The organism is Enterococcus sp. HMSC078F03, from assembly GCF_001811595.1.
GTDB classification, from domain to species: Bacteria; Bacillota; Bacilli; order Lactobacillales; family Enterococcaceae; genus Enterococcus; species Enterococcus faecalis.
The window spans coordinates 105,939-123,155 of record NZ_KV805535.1 but is presented as its reverse complement, the minus strand read 5'-3'; the positions used below and the strand labels follow the sequence as shown (position 1 = coordinate 123,155).

Here is a 17,217-nt window from a genome sequence, read left to right as displayed (position 1 = left end):
AAATGTATCCGTTTACATATTTACTATATAAGCTTATTTGAAGAAAAAATAGACTTTTGCTTGAATGAGAAACATGTACCAAGAAAAAAACACAAAAGCTCATGCTGTTTTAGACAGCATGAGCTTTTGTGAAAAACAACTAGGAAGGTGTTTCATCTAGTTCCTTTAAAAGTTGACTTGCTTGATGAGCTAGGAGTTCAATTAAAGCAATGACAGGGATTTGAGTGGTTGTATTGACTGATTTATCTGCAAATGGAGAACGTTCGTCGGGCATATAATAGGAGATGTTGTAGTCAGCCAAGCGGGCAATAGTTGAATGTTGATTGTTGGTAATGCTTAGCACTTTGGCGCCAGCTGTTTTAAAGTCGGTCATTTGTTTAATCATTTCATTGGTTTCCCCAGATACAGACAGAATCAAGGCTAATGTATTTTCAAATCCGCGCTTGGGGATAGGCGTAAAGGGGTCAGCAATACTGTAAGAATTGATATTTAAGTTGGCAAAATAACGACTGCCATAACTACCTAAAATTCCGCTAGTACCAATGCCAGTAAAGGCAACGTGACGTGCTTGAACAATCATTTGAATTGCTGGACGAAGCATTTCGTAATAGGTTTCTTGGTTTAATTTTTTCAAAAAAGCATCGACGTGAACTGTGGCATCATAAAAATTTTCAAACGTTTGTGTTTGTTTGGCTTCTTCTTTCACTGCATATTTTAATTCGGAAAAACCAGCATAGCCCATTTTGTTACAAAATCGTAGAATCGTTGAGGTGGAGACATGACAGGAAGTAGCCAGTTGGCGAATGGTCTGTTGAGGGATTTGGTGCAGGTGTTCCAATACATAATGGTAAACGAGCATTTCTAATTCATTCAAGGTCTGAACCTTCTCTAAGTCAAACAAAGTAATCCTCCTTTATATAAAAACTGAATATGTTATTTTTTTGTGTAAATCAAATACACCAATTCTTATTTTTCTTGAAAAAAATGTAAAATAACTCAATAAAAAGTTTCTTATTTCCTATTTTACAAAAAGTAGCCCAATTATCCTAGTTTTTCTCTTTTTTCTTTTAAAAATAACAATGCGCACCCCTAGAGTTTTTTGTGAAAACAAGCTAAAATAGATAAGAAGAGAAAAGGAGGCGTTGATGTGGCACGGGAAGTAATTTTATTTATTGCAGCGAGTATTGATGGTTTCATTGCGGACAAAGCGGGCGGTGTTGCTTGGTTAGAAGAGAATATTCGTGGCGATGAAGAAGATCGTAGTTACGATGAAATGTATGAAAAAATAGACACTGTGGTAATGGGGCGGACTACTTATGATCAAGTGACACAAGAATTGCCCCCAGATGTGTATTTTTATGAAGACAAGCATTCTTATATCATTACCTCTCATCCAGAACCATCAACTGCTTCAAGAACTTTTACAAAGGAAGATCCCGTCACATTAATTCGTCGTATCAAAGAAGAAGACGGCGCGGGAATTTGGATTGTTGGAGGCCCGAAAGTGGTTCAACCGCTTTTGGCAGCTGATTTAATTGATACCTTCATTTTGACGACAATACCACTGTTTCTGGGTGAGGGCATTGCTCTATACGAGACAATGGATCAATCAATCCCAGTTCGTTTAAAACAGGTTTATCAAAAAAATGAGTTGGTTTATTCGATTTATCAACGTGAAAACAAAAATTAAAAAATAATTATTCGGTTGGGCAAGTTGCTTTCAAGGTTTTGAGTTTCTCATAGGGCGAGAGGAACAAAGCAACAGTTGTCTAGCCGTTTGTGTTGTTTTTGATTGACAAAGAAATGGTAGAGGAGAAAAAAATGAAACATCAGATCAAAAGAAGGTTGTATATTTCACCTGTTCAAACAATTGTCTTAGGCTTTTTTCTATTAATTGTTGTAGGCACAATCTTATTAATGATGCCTTTTTCTGCACAAGCTGGACAAAAAACGCAATGGATTGATGCTTTTTTCGTGGCAACTTCCGCCGTCTGTGTTACAGGGCTTTCGCCTTTGAATACGGCGGAACATTGGAGTCCTATCGGGCAAGTTATTATTATGATTTTGATTGAATTAGGCGGCTTAGGCTTTTTAACCGTTGCCACGATTTTCTTTAGTTTGCTACGGAAAAAAGCGTCACTAAGTGTACGGATGTTGTATCAAGAAGCTTTAAATGTTAGTGAAGTTTCCGGAGTTTTTCGTTTAATGAAATATATTATGAAGTTTGCGGCCATTATTCAATTACTTGGAGCCTTCTTGTTGTCCTTTCAATTTGTGCCAACATTTGGGTGGAAAAAAGGGATGTTTTTTAGTCTCTTCCATGCCGTTTCGGCATTTTGTAATGCTGGCTTTGATTTGCTAGGGGATAGTATGGTTCCTTATCAAAATTCGCCTTATCTTTTACTAGTCATTAGCTTTTTAATTATAGCTGGTGGCTTAGGATTTATTGTGTGGCGCGATATTTTTGCAATGATTAAAGGTTATAAAAATAAAATTAAGCACCGTGTTAGTATTCATACACGCCTTGCTTTAACGGTGACCGCCACCTTTTTAGTCTTAGGGACCGTTATTTTTTACATTTCGGAATATCGCCATTTTCCAGCTGATATGTCTTTTTGGCAGCGTCTTGTCAACAGTTGGTTCTTGTCGGTTACACCAAGAACGGCTGGCTTTTATTCAGTTGATTATTTGAAAATGAGTAATCCAGGCCTGATTGTCACGATTTTGTGGATGTTTATTGGTGGCACTTCAGGATCAACCGCTGGCGGCTTGAAAACCACTACGTTTGGTGTGTTATTTTTACAATTTCGTGCAATTTTTAAAGGGAAACAGCGAGTGGAATTCCATGAACGCACAGTTCCTGAGCGAGTAGTGCTCCAAGCGTTTACTTTGTTCTTCTTGGCAACTTTTTTATGTGTAACTGCTTCGGTTATTCTCTCGTTTACAGAAACATTACCTTTAAAAAACGGGATTGAGTATATCGTTTTTGAAGTGGTTTCTGCATTTGGAACGGTTGGTTTAACAATGGGGTTAACACCAGATTTAACTGTTTTTGGTAAACTGGTGATTATTTTTCTAATGTTCGTCGGTCGTGTGGGTGTGTACACGGTGTTATTGTCATTAATTAAGAAAGGCTTGGAAAGTCAGTCGAAAGTTCAATATCCAAAAGAATCAGTGATGATTGGTTAATAGAGAAAGAGGGAAATAGAATGGAATTTTTAGGTATTTTATGTTTGATTTTAATTACAACGACTTTAGCAGGTGTTGCTTGTAAAAGAGTAGGAATTCCTGCGGTAATTGGGCAATTGCTAGTAGGGATTGTGTTAGGTCCAGCGATGTTAAATATTGTGCATCAAGATGTGTTTGTGCATGACTTTTCAGAAATTGGTGTCATTATGTTGATGTTTATTGCTGGAATGGAATGTGAATTGGAATTATTGAAAAAATATGCGAAACCTAGTGTCATGGTTGCTATTTTGGGCATCGTTTTACCGGTTGGTTTTACTATGTTGATTGGTCAGCTGTTTGCTTTTTCTTGGAAAGAAGCTTTTTTCCTTGGGTTAGTTTTAGCAGCAACGTCGGTCAGCATTTCAGTAGAAGTATTAAGAGAGTTGAATGTTTTAAGTAGTAAAGAAGGTGCAACGATTCTTGGAGCTTCTGTCGTTGACGATATCGTGGTCGTGATTATTTTAAGCGTCGCTGTCGGCATGATTGGTGCAAGTACAGGCGGCAATACAGAAGTCAGCTTTATTGTTAAGTTAATTGAACAAGGCTTATTCTTTATTGGGATTTTCTTTTTGGTCCGCTTTATCGCTCCCTATTTACTACGTTTAAGTCAAAAAATGAACATTGGGTCGTCTGTTATTATCATGTCATTGATTATCTGTTTGGGCATGGCTTATTTGGCTGATTTAGTTGGTTTAAGTTCTGTCGTAGGTGCCTTTTTTGCAGGGATTGCTGTGGGACAAACGGATGCAAAAACAGAAATAGATTTCAATATTGAAGCTATTGGCTATGCCGTGTTTATTCCCGTCTTCTTTGCCAGCATTGGCTTATCAGTGACATTTAACACGTTAGGAAAGGATTTACCTTTTATTTTGGTAATGACGATTATGGCGATTTTAACGAAATTACTGGGCGGCGCCTGGGGAGCGAAAATGGTTGGTTTCTCCAATACAAGTTCTTTAATGGTCGGTGCTGGGATGGTTTCGCGTGGGGAAATGGCATTAATCATTGCGCAAATTGGCTACCAATCTAAATTACTTTCAGAAGCGTATTATACGAGCATGATTGTGGTAATTATCTTAACGACCTTAGTTGCACCGTTCTTATTGAAATACTTTGTTAAAAAACAAGAATCTGCGTTGCAATAAAAAAAGATGAGCAGAAGTTGTTGACAAAAAAATAAAATAGCTATATGATGAGTTCAAGATAAACGACTACGTTTGTAGTCAATAACCTTGAACTCTTTTTTTATTGATGAAGGAGGAATTTAACGAGTATGGCAAAAGATAAATTAGCGACAATTACAGATGCAGAGTGGGAAGTCATGCGGGTTATTTGGACCCAAGGCAAGACCACGAGTCGTGAAGTGCATACACTTTTAAATGAGAAGAAAGAATGGAAATCAACGACCGTCAAGACGTTACTAAGTCGTTTAACAGATAAAGGGTTAGTTGGGACGGAGAAAGCAGGCAATAAATATATTTATTATCCGCTAGTAGAAGAACGTCAGAGCGTTGAAACGGTGGCAGACGAACTTTTAGCCAAGGTGTGCAGCCGTAAAGTTGGTTCCGTGGTAGAAACAATTTTAACAGAGAGTCAGTTGAGTTATGACGATTTGGATCGATTAGAGGAACTCTTGAAAGAGAAGCGCAAGACGGCGGTTGAATCCGTCCCTTGCAACTGTATTCCTGGTCAATGCCAATGTCATTTAATTTAAAAAGGAGTGAAAAAAATGGAAAGTAAAACGTTTGATATTGAAGGGATGAGCTGTGCTTCCTGTGCCCAAACGATTGAAAAGGCTACGGCGAAGTTACCTGGGATGGCAAAGGCAAGTGTCAATTTAGCTACGGAAAAATTAAGTGTCACGTATGATCAGACGGAAGTCACAGAAGAAGAAATTAAGGAAGCTGTGTCAGATGCTGGCTACAAGGCGATTAGCCCAGCCCAGCAACGAACGTTTGCGATTGAAGGAATGAGTTGTGCTTCCTGTGCCCAAACGATTGAAAAAGCTGTGAACCAATTATCTGGTGTTCAACAAGCGATTGTTAATTTAGCCACGGAAAAACTGGTGGTTAGTTATGACGACCATCAAGTAACGAGTGCTGAAATTATCAAAGCAGTTACGGATGCAGGTTATCAGGCGACAGAAGAAGTCGCTGCAGGTGCAACAGCGGACCAAGATCGTGAAAAGAAACAAAAACATATTGCTGAGATGTGGCAACGTTTTTGGATCTCAGCGGTGTTTACAGTGCCACTTCTTTATATTGCGATGGGACACATGGTAGGCTTACCATTGCCGGATTTGTTGAATCCAATGACACATGCGACGACCTTTGCAATGGTTCAATTGATTTTGACGTTACCCGTCCTATATGTCGGCAGAGAATTTTTCACAGTTGGTTTTAAAGCGTTATTTAAAGGGCATCCAAATATGTTTTCTTTGGTAGCTTTAGGAACCAGTGCTGCTTTTGTGTATAGTTTATATGGCACAGTCATGATATTCTTAGGAGACACAAGTTTTACAATGGCTCTTTATTATGAATCAGCGGGTGTTATTTTAACTTTAATTACATTAGGAAAATATTTCGAAGCTGTTTCAAAAGGGAAAACCTCAGATGCGATAAAAAAATTAATGGGTTTAGCACCGAAAACTGCCCATATTTTACGTGATGGCGCAGAAATTGAAGTGCCAGTTGATGCTGTTCAGTTGGATGACATTGTGATTGTTCGCCCAGGAGATAAAATCCCTGTTGATGGAGTGATTGTTTCAGGCAGTAGTTCTGTGGATGAAGCCATGTTAACGGGCGAAAGTTTGCCTGTTGAAAAGAAAGTCGGTGATGCAGTAATTGGTGCTAGCATCAATAAAAATGGCAGCTTTCAATTCAAGGCAACAAAAGTGGGAAAAGAGACGGCCCTTGCCCAAATCATTCAATTAGTGGAAGATGCGCAAGGCTCAAAAGCACCGATTGCACAATTAGCTGATAAAATTTCGGGTGTTTTTGTCCCAATCGTCATTGGTTTGGCTGTTCTTTCTGGCTTGGCTTGGTTCTTTTTAGGACAAGAGTCATGGATTTTCGCTTTGACAATTACCATTTCTGTGTTAGTGATTGCTTGTCCTTGTGCGCTCGGCTTGGCAACGCCGACTGCGATTATGGTGGGAACAGGTAAGGGCGCTGAAAATGGCGTTTTAATAAAAAGTGGGGATGCTTTAGAAACCACTCACAAAATTCAAACAATCGTGTTTGATAAAACAGGAACTATTACAGAAGGCAAACCGGTGGTTACGGATATTTTAGTTGCTGATTCAGCACTTTCAGAAGCTGAGTTACTAACATTAGCAGCTTCTGCAGAACAAGGATCAGAACACCCCCTAGGTGAAGCAATTGTGGGAGCGGCTAAAGAACGTCAATTGCCATTAGCAGAAGGAAGCGATTTTTCAGCGATTCCAGGTCACGGCATCCGTGTGACAGTCAACGAACGAGTCCTACTTTTGGGCAATATAAAATTAATGAAAGAAGAAGGCATTGAGCTATCAACGTTTGTTCAACAAGCGGATCGTTTGGCAGAAGAAGGGAAAACCCCAATGTTTGTGGCAAAAGATGGTTCGTTTGCGGGTATCATTGCGGTAGCAGATACTGTGAAGGATAGCAGTCAAACAGCCATTGCACGTTTGCATAAAATGGGGATCGAAGCCGTGATGATTACGGGAGACAACAAGCGTACTGCAGAGGCGATTGCGAAACAAGTAGGTATCGATCGTGTCTTAAGTGAAGTTTTACCAGAAGATAAAGCGTTAGAAGTGAAAAAACTACAAGCAGAAGGCAAAAAAGTTGCGATGGTGGGTGACGGGATTAATGATGCACCAGCACTTGCCCAAGCAGATGTGGGGATTGCTATTGGTTCAGGCACAGATGTTGCAATGGAATCGGCCGATATTGTGCTAATGCGTAGTGATTTAATGGATGTGCCTACAGCAGTTGAATTAAGTAAAGCGACCATCAAAAACATCAAAGAAAATCTTTTCTGGGCATTTGCCTATAATACATTAGGTATTCCAGTGGCTATGGGTGTGTTACACTTATTTGGTGGACCTTTGTTAAGTCCGATGATTGCAGCAGCAGCTATGAGTTTTAGTTCAGTCTCTGTCTTACTAAACGCTTTACGCTTAAAAGGATTTAAACCTTCGACGGTGAAAAGAACTAGTGGAAGTCAAAAATAAAATTGAAAAGGATGAAGTGAAATGGAAAAAACAGTAAAAATTGATGGGATGAAATGTGATGGCTGTGTTCAAGCGGTCACTGAAAAATTTAGTGGAATTGACGGCGTAACGAATGTTGCGGTTCACTTGGCAGATCAAACAGCCGTTGTGACAGCAGATCGTGAAGTAAGCCAGGATGAACTGAATACCACGTTGGCAGATACAAAATTCAAGGTTGTCAGCGAATAACAAAAAACAGGGCCTACCATCATGAGTAGGCCCTGTTTTTTTGTTATGGAAGTTTTGCTTTGATTTCCTGATAAATCTTAGTCGTTTCTTGACCATCACGCGCAGTATAATAATAAACTTTCTCCCGCGTTTCTATTTTCAGAATCGGATGACTTTTTGTATAAATTAGTAAATAAGCAGGTTTTCCAGCGACTTTAAATTCTCCTGTTAAGTAACTATCTGTCGCAGCACCCATTGTGCGGATGCGTTCTTGAGGTAAGTCATCAATCAAAGAAACAGCAGTGATTTGGTTAAAAGGAATTGACCTTGTTTTTGCTAATGGGGCAGATAACTCAATTTGTTTCTTTTCAATAGTTGCTTGAAAGGCATGACTAGAAAAATCATTTATAAACATTGGTACTGTGGCAAAGAACAGCACTGCAATCGTTAAAATACCAGTAGCGGCTAGAATAATTTTCCCAGCAGGCCGTCCTAGGTTAATAGATAAATTCATACCAATGCGATCAGGAACCATGATTTTGGGGTCCTTTGGATTGATATAAATCCCATACCGCCAATATTGATCATCATCCCCATAGCGATAATCGCCAGCCTGTAAAACGAATTGATCTTGTTTTTTGCGCATTGAAAATAGGTAGTAGAAGAGAAAGCCTACATAAACAAACAAAAGAATAAAATAACAAAAAGTAAGGGCCATCGCAACCGTATAATCAATTACAATTGTGAAAGTTGGTAAAATGGTTAGCGGTGCAAAAACTAAGGCGGATAAAACCATTAAAACAGACCAATGATGCCGAAATAAGTCATTGATTTGCTGATTAATTTTTGAGTCGCTAGTTAGCGGTTTGACAGGTAAGCGCGCAATAAAATAATAGCCGCCAATGAACAAACTTAACATCAAAACAGTAATTAAGAAAAGAATCCAGGAACCAATCGCCGTTTGCAAGGAATAAAAGCCCCCAGCAAAAGTAAGAATAATCGCAGGTAAAAACCACCAAAATGAAATAAGTTTCTGGTTTTTATTTAAAACTAATTGCGTATCGATTAAGAGAGGACGTTTAGGCAACAACCAGCCGTTTTGCATTTTTAAAGCGGCCATTTTGCGAATATAAACAATTTGCAGATAGTAGCCACTGCCAATAAAACTAAATAAAAGTAACAGAAAAAGGAACAATAAAATCGAATCATAAGGAATAAATAACAAAGGTAAACTAAGAACACTAAAAACAGCTGCTAGTTGAACCAAGCGTTTTTTATAACGTTTTCGGATTGCTTGAACGCTGGGATCTTGTAGTTTATCTTCTGGTAAAGTATTTTCCAAAATAATATTTTTGTGAGGATTTGCATAAATCCCCATAGTAAATGCCATAAAAAAAGCGACAGAAACTAGGATGAAATAAAAGAATACCGCCATTATAATGCACGCCCTTTCGAATCAAAATTTTGATAAATTTTCTGAATAAGTGCTTGGATTTCTGCTTCGGATTGCTGATGTAAAAAACTTTCAGCCAACAGAAGTTCTAAACGCTCATGCAATTGCTGTTGCCAAACAGCGGTAGCAGGTAACTTTGCGGCAATTTTGGTGCCGTTACGACGGTCAGTCACAATATAACCTGATTGCTTTAACTTATTATAAGCTTTTGAAACAGTCATCATATTGACCCCGATTTCGTCCGCCAATTGTCGGATAGAAGGCAAACTTTCATTGGGAACCAGTTCACCTTTGGCAATGCCTACAATGATTTGATCAATGAGTTGTTGATAGATGGGCTGTTCGCTTTGTTCATCTATTTCTAAAAGCATCGAATCACTCCTGTCTTATTTGTGCTATCTGTATTATATATACTAATACAAAAAGAGTTGGAAAGCAAGGAATTTAGAGTAAATGGTTGTTTCTACTTAAAGAGAAGCATATAATGAAGAAGAACGTAAAATGAAAGGACGATGAAAATATGACAGCAATTGAACCAAAATTAACAGAGAAATTCCATCAAGATTTCTTGAACAATAATAAACAAAATGCCTTACAACGTAGTGTAGTAAAAAATGGTATCAGCGCTTCAGGTGAATCTGTACAAGGAGCCGTGAATAACGTACCCGTCTTTTCAGTCGACTTAGCTACTGGAAAAGTGGCCAATCAAAAACAAAGCGGTCGCTGCTGGATGTTTGCGGCATTAAATACATTTAGACATAGAATGTTAAATGCGTTTCAATTAAAAGATTTTGAATTATCACAAAACTATACATTTTTCTGGGATAAATATGAAAAATCAAATTATTTCTATGAAAATATTATTGCAACAGCCGATCAACCGTTGACTAGTCGTAAAGTGGCCTTTTTATTAGCTACACCACAACAAGATGGTGGGCAATGGGATATGATCGTTTCAATTTTTGATAAATATGGCGTAGTGCCTAAAACGGCAATGCCTGAAAGCAGCAACAGTTCCAATTCACGTGATTTAAACAACTATTTAAATAAAAAATTACGCAAAGATGCAACAATTTTACGTAGTTTAATTGAAAAAGGCGCTTCTGCTGAAGAAGTCCAAAAAAACAAAGAAGCAATGTTACAAGAAATTTATAATTTCTTAGCAATCTCTTTAGGAACGCCGCCAGAAACCTTTGATTTTGAATACCGTGACGAAGAAAAAAATTATCATTTGGATCAAAATCTAACACCGCAAACATTCTTTGAAAAATACGTTGGCGTTAATTTACATGATTATGTAAGTATTATTAATGCTCCTACAGAAGATAAACCCTTCAACAAAACATACACTGTTGAAATGTTAGGGAATGTTGTCGGCGGCAAAGAAGTTAAATATTTAAATGTAGAAATGGCTGCTTTCAAAAAATTAGCTGCTGCACAATTGGAACAAGGCGAATCTGTTTGGTTTGGTTGTGATGTCGGACAATCTTCAACACGTGACACAGGAATTATGGCATTAGATGTTTACGATATGAACGATCTTTTTGATATTGATTTTACGATGACTAAAGCAGAACGTTTAGACTTTGGTGAAAGCTTAATGACACACGCCATGGTTTTAACAGGTGTTGATATCGTTGATGGTCAAACAACAAAATGGAAAGTGGAAAATAGCTGGGGCGAAAAAGTCGGTGAAAATGGCTTCTTCGTCATGAGCGATGCGTGGATGGACGAATACACTTATCAAATCGTTGTGCACAAAGATTTATTAACTGACGAACAGAAAAAAGCTTGGGAACAAGCGCCAACTGTTTTGGCACCTTGGGATCCAATGGGAGCATTAGCATAAAACAGAAAAAGAAGGCCCCCGCCGTCATGGCGGGGGCCTTCTTTTTACGTTGGGCGGCGAACTTCACGGATTTCGCCCAATGTTGTATAATCATTGCCTGCTAAACGAGCAATCGGTTGGAGTTTTTCAGGTAAAATGTACTGATGTTCTTCATCGAAAACGGCTGAATCAAAATAGAAATCGGTAATTTCTACAATGAATAAATCCGTAATAATTTGACCTTCATGGTTAGCAATAGGTACATATTGATGTAAGCGAGCTTCCATCCGAATCGGCGCGGCTTTGATTGCTGGAACAGTAACAGTCTGGCTGGCAATGGTTTCAATACCGAATGTGTCAATTTCACTGATCTCTGCTGCTAAAGACGCCGAAGTCTGATTCATTTGAGTAAGAACGTCTTCGTTAACGAAATGGATGACAAGTTCTTTAGTAGCCAAGATGTTTCGTGCCGTATCTTTAGGCTCTTTGTCTGGTCGTAAAATGGACAACGTTGCTAAAGGAATTTCAGCTGCCGCCGCATTAAAGAAACTAAAGGGAGCAGCGTTGACGACACCTGTAGCTGTATCTTGTGTTGTAACCCAAGCGATTGGCCGAGGAATAATACTTCCTGATAAAAATTTATACGCTGTTTTTGCAGATAACTCGTTACTATTGTAATGAATCATAGGAACCTCCTAGAAAAAATACTAATTTCTTTGAACATTCGCATCTGAAGTATCGAAAGGACGCACAAATTCTTCAATCCCTGCCCGTTTTGGTTCTAAAAATGGCGGTAATGATAATTTTTCACCAGCGTGTTCATAGGTTTCATCCTCTAAAAACCCAGGACCATCGGTTGCCAGTTCAAATAACACATGTGTTGCTGCCAAGAAATATTCAGATTTAAAGTAAAAACGTTCCACAAAGCCAGAATTAGGAAATTCCAAACGATTAATTTTTTCAATCCAGAAACGTAGTGCTTCCTCATCGGCAACGCGCAAGGCTAAGTGATGGACATTGCCGTAGCCTTCTTGGGCCGCTGGCAAATCTTCTCGATGCTCTACGATAATGCTGGCACCATTCCCACCTTCGCCAACTTCAAATAAATGGAAACTACCTTCAGCATCAATCAATTTGAACCCTAAAACTTCAGTTAAAACTAGTTGCAGATGTTCGTAATTTTCGACAGTTACAAAGGCTGGACCTAAGCCGATTAAAGCGTGTTCGCTAGGGACGTTAGATTTTTTCCAAGGCGTGCCGGCTGCAACACCTTGGTTCTTTTCATCAGAAATAAGTTGGTAACGTTGATTGTCAAAATCTTCAAATTCTAAATACTTTTTGCCAAAACGTTCTTGAATTTCTCCATGATCAATTGCATATTCATTAAAGCGTGATACCCAGTAATCCAAAGCAGCATCATCTTTTACACGGAAGGAAGTACGAGAAATTGTATTCGTTCCTTTGGTTCCTTTAGGTAAGCCTGGGAAGTCAAAGAAAGTCATGTCTGTTCCGGGAGAGCCGGCATCATCAGCAAAAAATAAATGATATGTTTCAATATCGTCTTGGTTGACAGTCTTCTTAATTAAACGTAGACCTAAAATATCGGTGAAAAAGTGATAAATTTTTTCAGCACTTGAAGTCATGGCAGTGACGTGGTGTAAACCTAAAATTTGTGTATTCATAATAAAAATCCTCCTAAAAGAAAAATAATTTTTTAATTAACTAACTTACTAAAAGTAAGTTTAAATGATTAGTCCTAAAAATGCAAAAGAAATGTCTCGAATTCGAACTATTATTTTTTAGTTGATTTTTTTTAAAAATAAGAATATAATAGCCTGAGATATTTTAATACATAAACTTTCGTAAACATCGCCGGATGCTTGCGACTAAAGTGTTAATGAACAGTTCTTAGGCCATAGCTGAACTGTTTGTTGGCACTTTTTTTGTTTGGAAGGGAAGGAAAACAAGATGAGTAAAGCTTGGTTAAAAGTTATTTTTGGCGCTTTTTGTGAAGTGATTTGGGTCATTGGCATGAAGCATAGCACAACATGGTGGGAGATTTTAGGGACAGTAATCGCAATCTTTATCAGTTTCTATGCGCTGATTAAAGCAGGAGAGAAATTGCCAGTCGGTACAGCCTATGCTGTATTTGTTGGCTTAGGTAGTGCTGGAACTATTGTGACAGATCATTTTTTATTCCACACACCATTGGGCATAGGAAAAGTTCTTTTTCTGTTGCTGTTATTAATAGGTGTAATTGGCTTAAAAATGGTAACTGGAAATAAAGAGGAGGAAACAAGATGAGTTGGTTATACTTAGTTATTGCAGGCTGTTTTGAAATTTTTGGCGTAGGTTCAATTAAACTATTTACAACAAAAAAAGACTTACGTTCATTGTTAATTTTAATTCTAGCGTTTAGTGGTAGTTTCTTATTCTTATATTTAGGGATGAGACAATTACCGATGGGCGTTTCTTATGCGGTTTGGACAGGAATTGGTACAGCAGGAGGCGCTATTTTAGGAATGCTCTTAGGTGAATCAAAAGACCCACGCCGGATATTTTTTATTTTTTTAATCATTGTTTCTGTGATTGGTTTAAAATTAATTGGTTAGAAAGCGAGAGAACATTGTTTGGATTATTGAAAGACAGGTGAGTAAAATTTAAAAAGAGACAGAACCAAATGCGGTGTTCTGTCTCAAAATAGCTTTTATTTTACGAGGTTACTATAACGTGTCGCAAATTCATTGTTGTAGGACTTGCCGTTGACATCTTGACCAACGTCCCAATTTGCAGACCAAGTCATTAAGCCACGGATAGGATTACCGTCTTTTGCTAACTGATCAAAAGTTTTGGCTACAGGGGTAGCCTCAACAACATAGCCACTACCAGCAGCATCCCGATTTGCTGGTAAACCAAGGACTAATTTATCGTTTGGTATCTGTAGATAGCCGCGTGTGCCATGGATTAATGAATCAGACATATAATAGAGGAACTCGTATTTTAGAGCATCGTTGCTTTGAGCAACCCAAGTCATAATTTCATCAACCCAGACACCGTCGCCGCCTTGGTTATATAATTGTGGGGCAATGTAATCATAATAACCATTTAGGGAAGTAATGTATGTTTCATAAGCGGCACCAGGTTTTAAATAAGGGAATTCTGGCGCCATCGTAATGATGAAATTTTTTCCTTGTGCTCGATAATGGTCTTTGACTATTTTCAACGCAGCAGGGATAACGGTTTGGTTGTCGCCAGCAGTAATCGCCAATTGCTCTAAATCGATGTCTAAACCATCAAAGCCGTATGTTTCCACTTGACGAATGATTTCATTCGCAAAGGCTTGTTCATCGCCTTTGACTAATTGAATATGTGCATCTGCTCCACCAAGTGCCAATAAAACTGCGCGACCTTGACTATTTAATTGTGCGACTTCTTGTCGGAAGGCAGTGTCCGTTTGGTTATAAGGCTTGAACGTAGGAATCCGTGTCAGACCATCGCTTTTCATGAAGGAAACCGGTACGACATTGTAGGCTTGATTTACTTCTGAAAGGTTCAGTGATGCTGATGTTCCTTGTTTGTAACCATCGCGTCCTTTTGAGGCCCAGTTATGCCAATATCCAACCAACACTTTTTTGCCAGAGATATCTACCATCGTATCCGCAGCATCTGCAGAAGCTTGAGTAGGCGTTAACCACAAGCCAACTGCTACGGTTGAAAGAAGGAGAAAAGCAGGAATTATTTTTTTTAACTTCATTTTTTGAGAACTCCTTTAATTTAGTTTAAGATGTGAGTGTTTTTACTGAATGTTCACATCAATCGCTTGGTAAAAGGCGTTCACCGTATCACCAATGCCCCAAACAGCGTAAATGACATGATAACCTTTGCGGTCTGTCGGAATATTAATTGTTTGTTTAACAACTTTATTAGGAACTTCTTGTTTGCCGTCAATTGAAGCAATTTTGTCGAAGTTTTTAATGTCTAATGGTTGATTGGGATTCCAGCCATTTTTAGTAATATAGTAATCCCAAGAAGCAGTTCTATGTTGGGCAGTTAAGTTCCAAGTGATGTCAAGGGGACCTGTGGTAATGTTTGTTTTGTGCCAACGAGTAGCTGTTTGTTCATCCAAAGGTTCAAAACCTGAGACACCTGCACTGGCTAATTTACCAGTAATAAACGTATTTTTGGGCGCTTCGATACTTTGAGGTTCCCATTGTGCACGACCAACATTTGTATTTAAGTTACCACCAGCAGAACTACCAAAGAAAGCACGACTTCCAGGACTTGCTACGTAACCATGAGCCTCCGAAACAGTAGGGGCCAATGCAGCGCCACCTAAAACAAAACTAAAAGCCAGGACGATTGTTAATAAACTCTTTTTCACGAAAAAAACCTCCTAAAAAATTATTTTGTATGCGCTTACAGATAGGAATATAACATAATAATCTTTCGGATACAAATAATAAGAAATGTTATTTTTAAAAATAAAACAATATTTTTTAAGTAATATTAAGAATGTTTTTAAATAATATAAATAATAGTGTTTTTCAAAGTTTTGTTAATTTTTCATTCGGAATCGCAATTGAAGAAATCACGTGGTATACTTTTAAGAAGAAACAATGACACGAAAGTAGCCATTGGAAAAAGGAGATTATTTCGTGGAAAAAAAACATACATCCTCTTATGAAGTTGCCTACTATGACGGCGATTTTACTGGTGCAATGAAAATACCGGCTTTGTTAGCGGTTGTCATTAAAGTATCAGAAGAACAAACAGAATTACTAGGAAGAAATGCAGCTTATGTCGCCCAATTTGGCCTAGGCTGGGTCATCACCAACTATGAAATAGAGATTCACCGTTTACCAAAAGTTGGTGAAAAAGTAGCAATTACAACGCAAGCTATGAGTTATAACAAATATTTTTGTTATCGTAACTTTTGGGTTCATGATGAAGAAGGCAATGAATGTGTCTTTGTGAAATCAACCTTTGTCTTAATGGATCAAAAAAATCGGAAAATCAGTAGTGTATTACCAGAAATTATTGCACCTTTTGATTCTGAAAAAATCACTAAAATTTATCGCCATGAAAAAATTGAAAAGGTCACAGAGGGGAACTTTTTACCTTATCGTGTGCGTTTTTTTGATATTGATGGCAATCAACATGTTAATAATGCGATTTACTTTAATTGGTTATTGGATGTGTTAGGGTATGACTTTTTAACAACGCATCAACCGAAAAAAATTCTTGTGAAATTTGACAAAGAAGTAGAATATGGCCAAGAAGTCGAAAGTCATTACGAAATTGTCGAACAAGAAAATCACTTGAAAACGCGCCATGAGATTCGGATTGATGGTCAAACCTATTGTGAAGCGAATATCGATTGGACCAACTAAGTTGAGATGACGGTTTAGAAAAATAAAAAGTTACGCAGAGGAGGAAGGACATGATTCGCTTAGGATTAACATCTTTTAGTGAACACGACTATTTAACTGGAAAAAAACGGGCCACGCTTTATGAATATGCCAGTCATTTACCGCTAGTTGAAATGGACACGGCGTATTACGGGATTCCTCCCAAAGAACGAGTAGCTGAATGGGTCAAAGCAGTTCCCGAAAACTTTCGCTTTGTCATGAAAGTTTATAGTGGAATCAGTTGTCAAGGTGAGTGGCAGACCTATTATGCAAGTGAAGAAGAAATGATCACCGCCTTTTTAGAAAGTATGGCCCCATTAATTGAAAGTAAAAAATTATTTGCCTTTCTGGTACAATTTTCAGGAACATTTGGTTGTACGAAAGAAAATGTCGCTTACTTGCAAAAAATTCGTCACTGGTTTAAAGACCTACCCATCGCCATTGAATTACGAAATAATTCATGGTATCAACCAAACTTTGTAAAACAAATGTTGCAATTTATGAAAGAAAATAAATTTTCACTTGTGATTGTAGATGAACCGCAGATTCCTACGAATCCAGTGCCCTTTTATCCGTATGTAACGAATCCTAATCTCGTGCTCTTCCGGTTTCACGGACGTAATGCGGCTGGCTGGTTAGCCAATGATGCAGAGTGGCGTAAAAAAAGAACCCTCTATCATTATAATACGCAGGAAATCGCTGATTTAAGCGAAGCTGTTTTAAAAATGTCGCAAGAAGCTAAAGAAGTAGGCGTGATTTTTAATAATAATTCTGGCGGCGATGCCGCAGAAAACGCTCTACAGATGCAAAAAGTCTTGAATTTGAGTTACGATGATTTGAATCCAAAACAATTAGATTTATTTTGAGAAAGAAGGTA

Annotated in this window: 18 protein-coding genes; 11 read left to right on the top strand and 7 right to left on the bottom strand. The window is 38.1% G+C overall.

Annotation, left to right across the window (positions count from 1 at the left end):
- Positions 1 to 139: 139 nt before the first annotated feature.
- Positions 140 to 901 carry a transcriptional regulator GenR gene (gene genR, locus HMPREF2810_RS02395; RefSeq protein ID WP_002362941.1) on the bottom strand — a complete coding sequence of 254 codons (762 nt, stop codon included), beginning with the start codon at positions 899 to 901 and terminating at the stop codon, positions 140 to 142.
- A 246-nt stretch (positions 902 to 1,147) separates the two neighbouring features.
- On the opposite strand from genR, the gene HMPREF2810_RS02390 reads away from it, so the two are divergent.
- The 6 genes from HMPREF2810_RS02390 to HMPREF2810_RS02365 all read left to right on the top strand — a co-directional run bounded on the left by HMPREF2810_RS02390 (position 1,148) and on the right by HMPREF2810_RS02365 (position 7,672).
- Complete coding sequence (locus tag HMPREF2810_RS02390) at positions 1,148 to 1,690, top strand: dihydrofolate reductase family protein (RefSeq protein ID WP_002383908.1); 543 nt, start codon at positions 1,148 to 1,150, stop codon at positions 1,688 to 1,690.
- Between the two features lie 131 nt (positions 1,691 to 1,821).
- The gene (locus HMPREF2810_RS02385) at positions 1,822 to 3,189 is read left to right on the top strand and encodes a TrkH family potassium uptake protein (RefSeq protein ID WP_010715001.1); all 1,368 of its coding nucleotides are present in this window, start codon (positions 1,822 to 1,824) and stop codon (positions 3,187 to 3,189) included.
- Positions 3,190 to 3,209: 20 nt separating this feature from the next.
- On the top strand, positions 3,210 to 4,373 hold the full coding sequence (locus tag HMPREF2810_RS02380; protein ID WP_002355211.1) for a cation:proton antiporter: 1,164 nt from the start codon (positions 3,210 to 3,212) through the stop codon (positions 4,371 to 4,373).
- Positions 4,374 to 4,501: 128 nt separating this feature from the next.
- Positions 4,502 to 4,942, top strand: a complete 441-nt coding sequence (locus tag HMPREF2810_RS02375) for a CopY/TcrY family copper transport repressor (RefSeq protein ID WP_002379040.1) — start codon at positions 4,502 to 4,504, stop codon at positions 4,940 to 4,942.
- Between the two features lie 15 nt (positions 4,943 to 4,957).
- Positions 4,958 to 7,444 carry a heavy metal translocating P-type ATPase gene (locus tag HMPREF2810_RS02370; protein ID WP_002383906.1) on the top strand — a complete coding sequence of 829 codons (2,487 nt, stop codon included), beginning with the start codon at positions 4,958 to 4,960 and terminating at the stop codon, positions 7,442 to 7,444.
- A 21-nt stretch (positions 7,445 to 7,465) separates the two neighbouring features.
- On the top strand, positions 7,466 to 7,672 hold the full coding sequence (locus HMPREF2810_RS02365) for a heavy-metal-associated domain-containing protein (RefSeq protein ID WP_002355215.1): 207 nt from the start codon (positions 7,466 to 7,468) through the stop codon (positions 7,670 to 7,672).
- A 43-nt stretch (positions 7,673 to 7,715) separates the two neighbouring features.
- On the opposite strand, the gene HMPREF2810_RS02360 is transcribed toward HMPREF2810_RS02365, so the two are convergent.
- The gene (locus tag HMPREF2810_RS02360) at positions 7,716 to 9,086 is read right to left on the bottom strand and encodes a DUF5808 domain-containing protein (RefSeq protein WP_010715002.1); all 1,371 of its coding nucleotides are present in this window, start codon (positions 9,084 to 9,086) and stop codon (positions 7,716 to 7,718) included.
- Positions 9,086 to 9,475, bottom strand: coding sequence for a GntR family transcriptional regulator (locus HMPREF2810_RS02355; protein WP_002358356.1), 390 nt, complete (start codon positions 9,473 to 9,475; stop codon positions 9,086 to 9,088). Before HMPREF2810_RS02355 ends, HMPREF2810_RS02360 begins: the two co-directional genes overlap by 1 nt.
- Positions 9,476 to 9,624: 149 nt before the next feature.
- Here HMPREF2810_RS02355 and HMPREF2810_RS02350 point away from each other — a divergent pair, with 149 nt between their 5' ends.
- Entirely contained in the window at positions 9,625 to 10,953 is a 1,329-nt protein-coding gene (locus HMPREF2810_RS02350; RefSeq protein WP_002358357.1) for a C1 family peptidase, read from the top strand.
- Positions 10,954 to 10,997: 44 nt separating this feature from the next.
- On the opposite strand, the gene HMPREF2810_RS02345 is transcribed toward HMPREF2810_RS02350, so the two are convergent.
- On the bottom strand, positions 10,998 to 11,618 hold the full coding sequence (locus HMPREF2810_RS02345; RefSeq protein ID WP_002383902.1) for a flavin reductase family protein: 621 nt from the start codon (positions 11,616 to 11,618) through the stop codon (positions 10,998 to 11,000).
- A 21-nt stretch (positions 11,619 to 11,639) separates the two neighbouring features.
- On the bottom strand, positions 11,640 to 12,614 hold the full coding sequence (locus tag HMPREF2810_RS02340; protein ID WP_002355221.1) for a ring-cleaving dioxygenase: 975 nt from the start codon (positions 12,612 to 12,614) through the stop codon (positions 11,640 to 11,642).
- Positions 12,615 to 12,879: 265 nt separating this feature from the next.
- Between HMPREF2810_RS02340 and HMPREF2810_RS02335 the strand changes: the two genes are divergently transcribed.
- Both HMPREF2810_RS02335 and HMPREF2810_RS02330 read left to right on the top strand, forming a co-directional pair.
- A complete protein-coding gene (locus HMPREF2810_RS02335) occupies positions 12,880 to 13,236 on the top strand; it encodes a DMT family transporter (protein WP_002383900.1) in 357 nt (118 codons plus the stop codon).
- On the top strand, positions 13,233 to 13,544 hold the full coding sequence (locus HMPREF2810_RS02330) for a DMT family transporter (protein ID WP_002361148.1): 312 nt from the start codon (positions 13,233 to 13,235) through the stop codon (positions 13,542 to 13,544). Before HMPREF2810_RS02335 ends, HMPREF2810_RS02330 begins: the two co-directional genes overlap by 4 nt.
- A 95-nt stretch (positions 13,545 to 13,639) precedes the next feature.
- Here HMPREF2810_RS02330 and HMPREF2810_RS02325 read toward each other — a convergent pair whose 3' ends face one another.
- Positions 13,640 to 14,686, bottom strand: a complete 1,047-nt coding sequence (locus HMPREF2810_RS02325; protein WP_002383898.1) for a chitinase — start codon at positions 14,684 to 14,686, stop codon at positions 13,640 to 13,642.
- Between the two features lie 42 nt (positions 14,687 to 14,728).
- Complete coding sequence (locus tag HMPREF2810_RS02320) at positions 14,729 to 15,313, bottom strand: lytic polysaccharide monooxygenase (RefSeq protein ID WP_002355225.1); 585 nt, start codon at positions 15,311 to 15,313, stop codon at positions 14,729 to 14,731.
- A gap of 274 nt (positions 15,314 to 15,587) precedes the next feature.
- On the opposite strand from HMPREF2810_RS02320, the gene HMPREF2810_RS02315 reads away from it, so the two are divergent.
- A complete protein-coding gene (locus HMPREF2810_RS02315; protein ID WP_048942477.1) occupies positions 15,588 to 16,322 on the top strand; it encodes an acyl-ACP thioesterase domain-containing protein in 735 nt (244 codons plus the stop codon).
- A gap of 50 nt (positions 16,323 to 16,372) precedes the next feature.
- Positions 16,373 to 17,206, top strand: coding sequence for a DUF72 domain-containing protein (locus HMPREF2810_RS02310; protein ID WP_048942479.1), 834 nt, complete (start codon positions 16,373 to 16,375; stop codon positions 17,204 to 17,206).
- Positions 17,207 to 17,217: the final 11 nt, after the last annotated feature.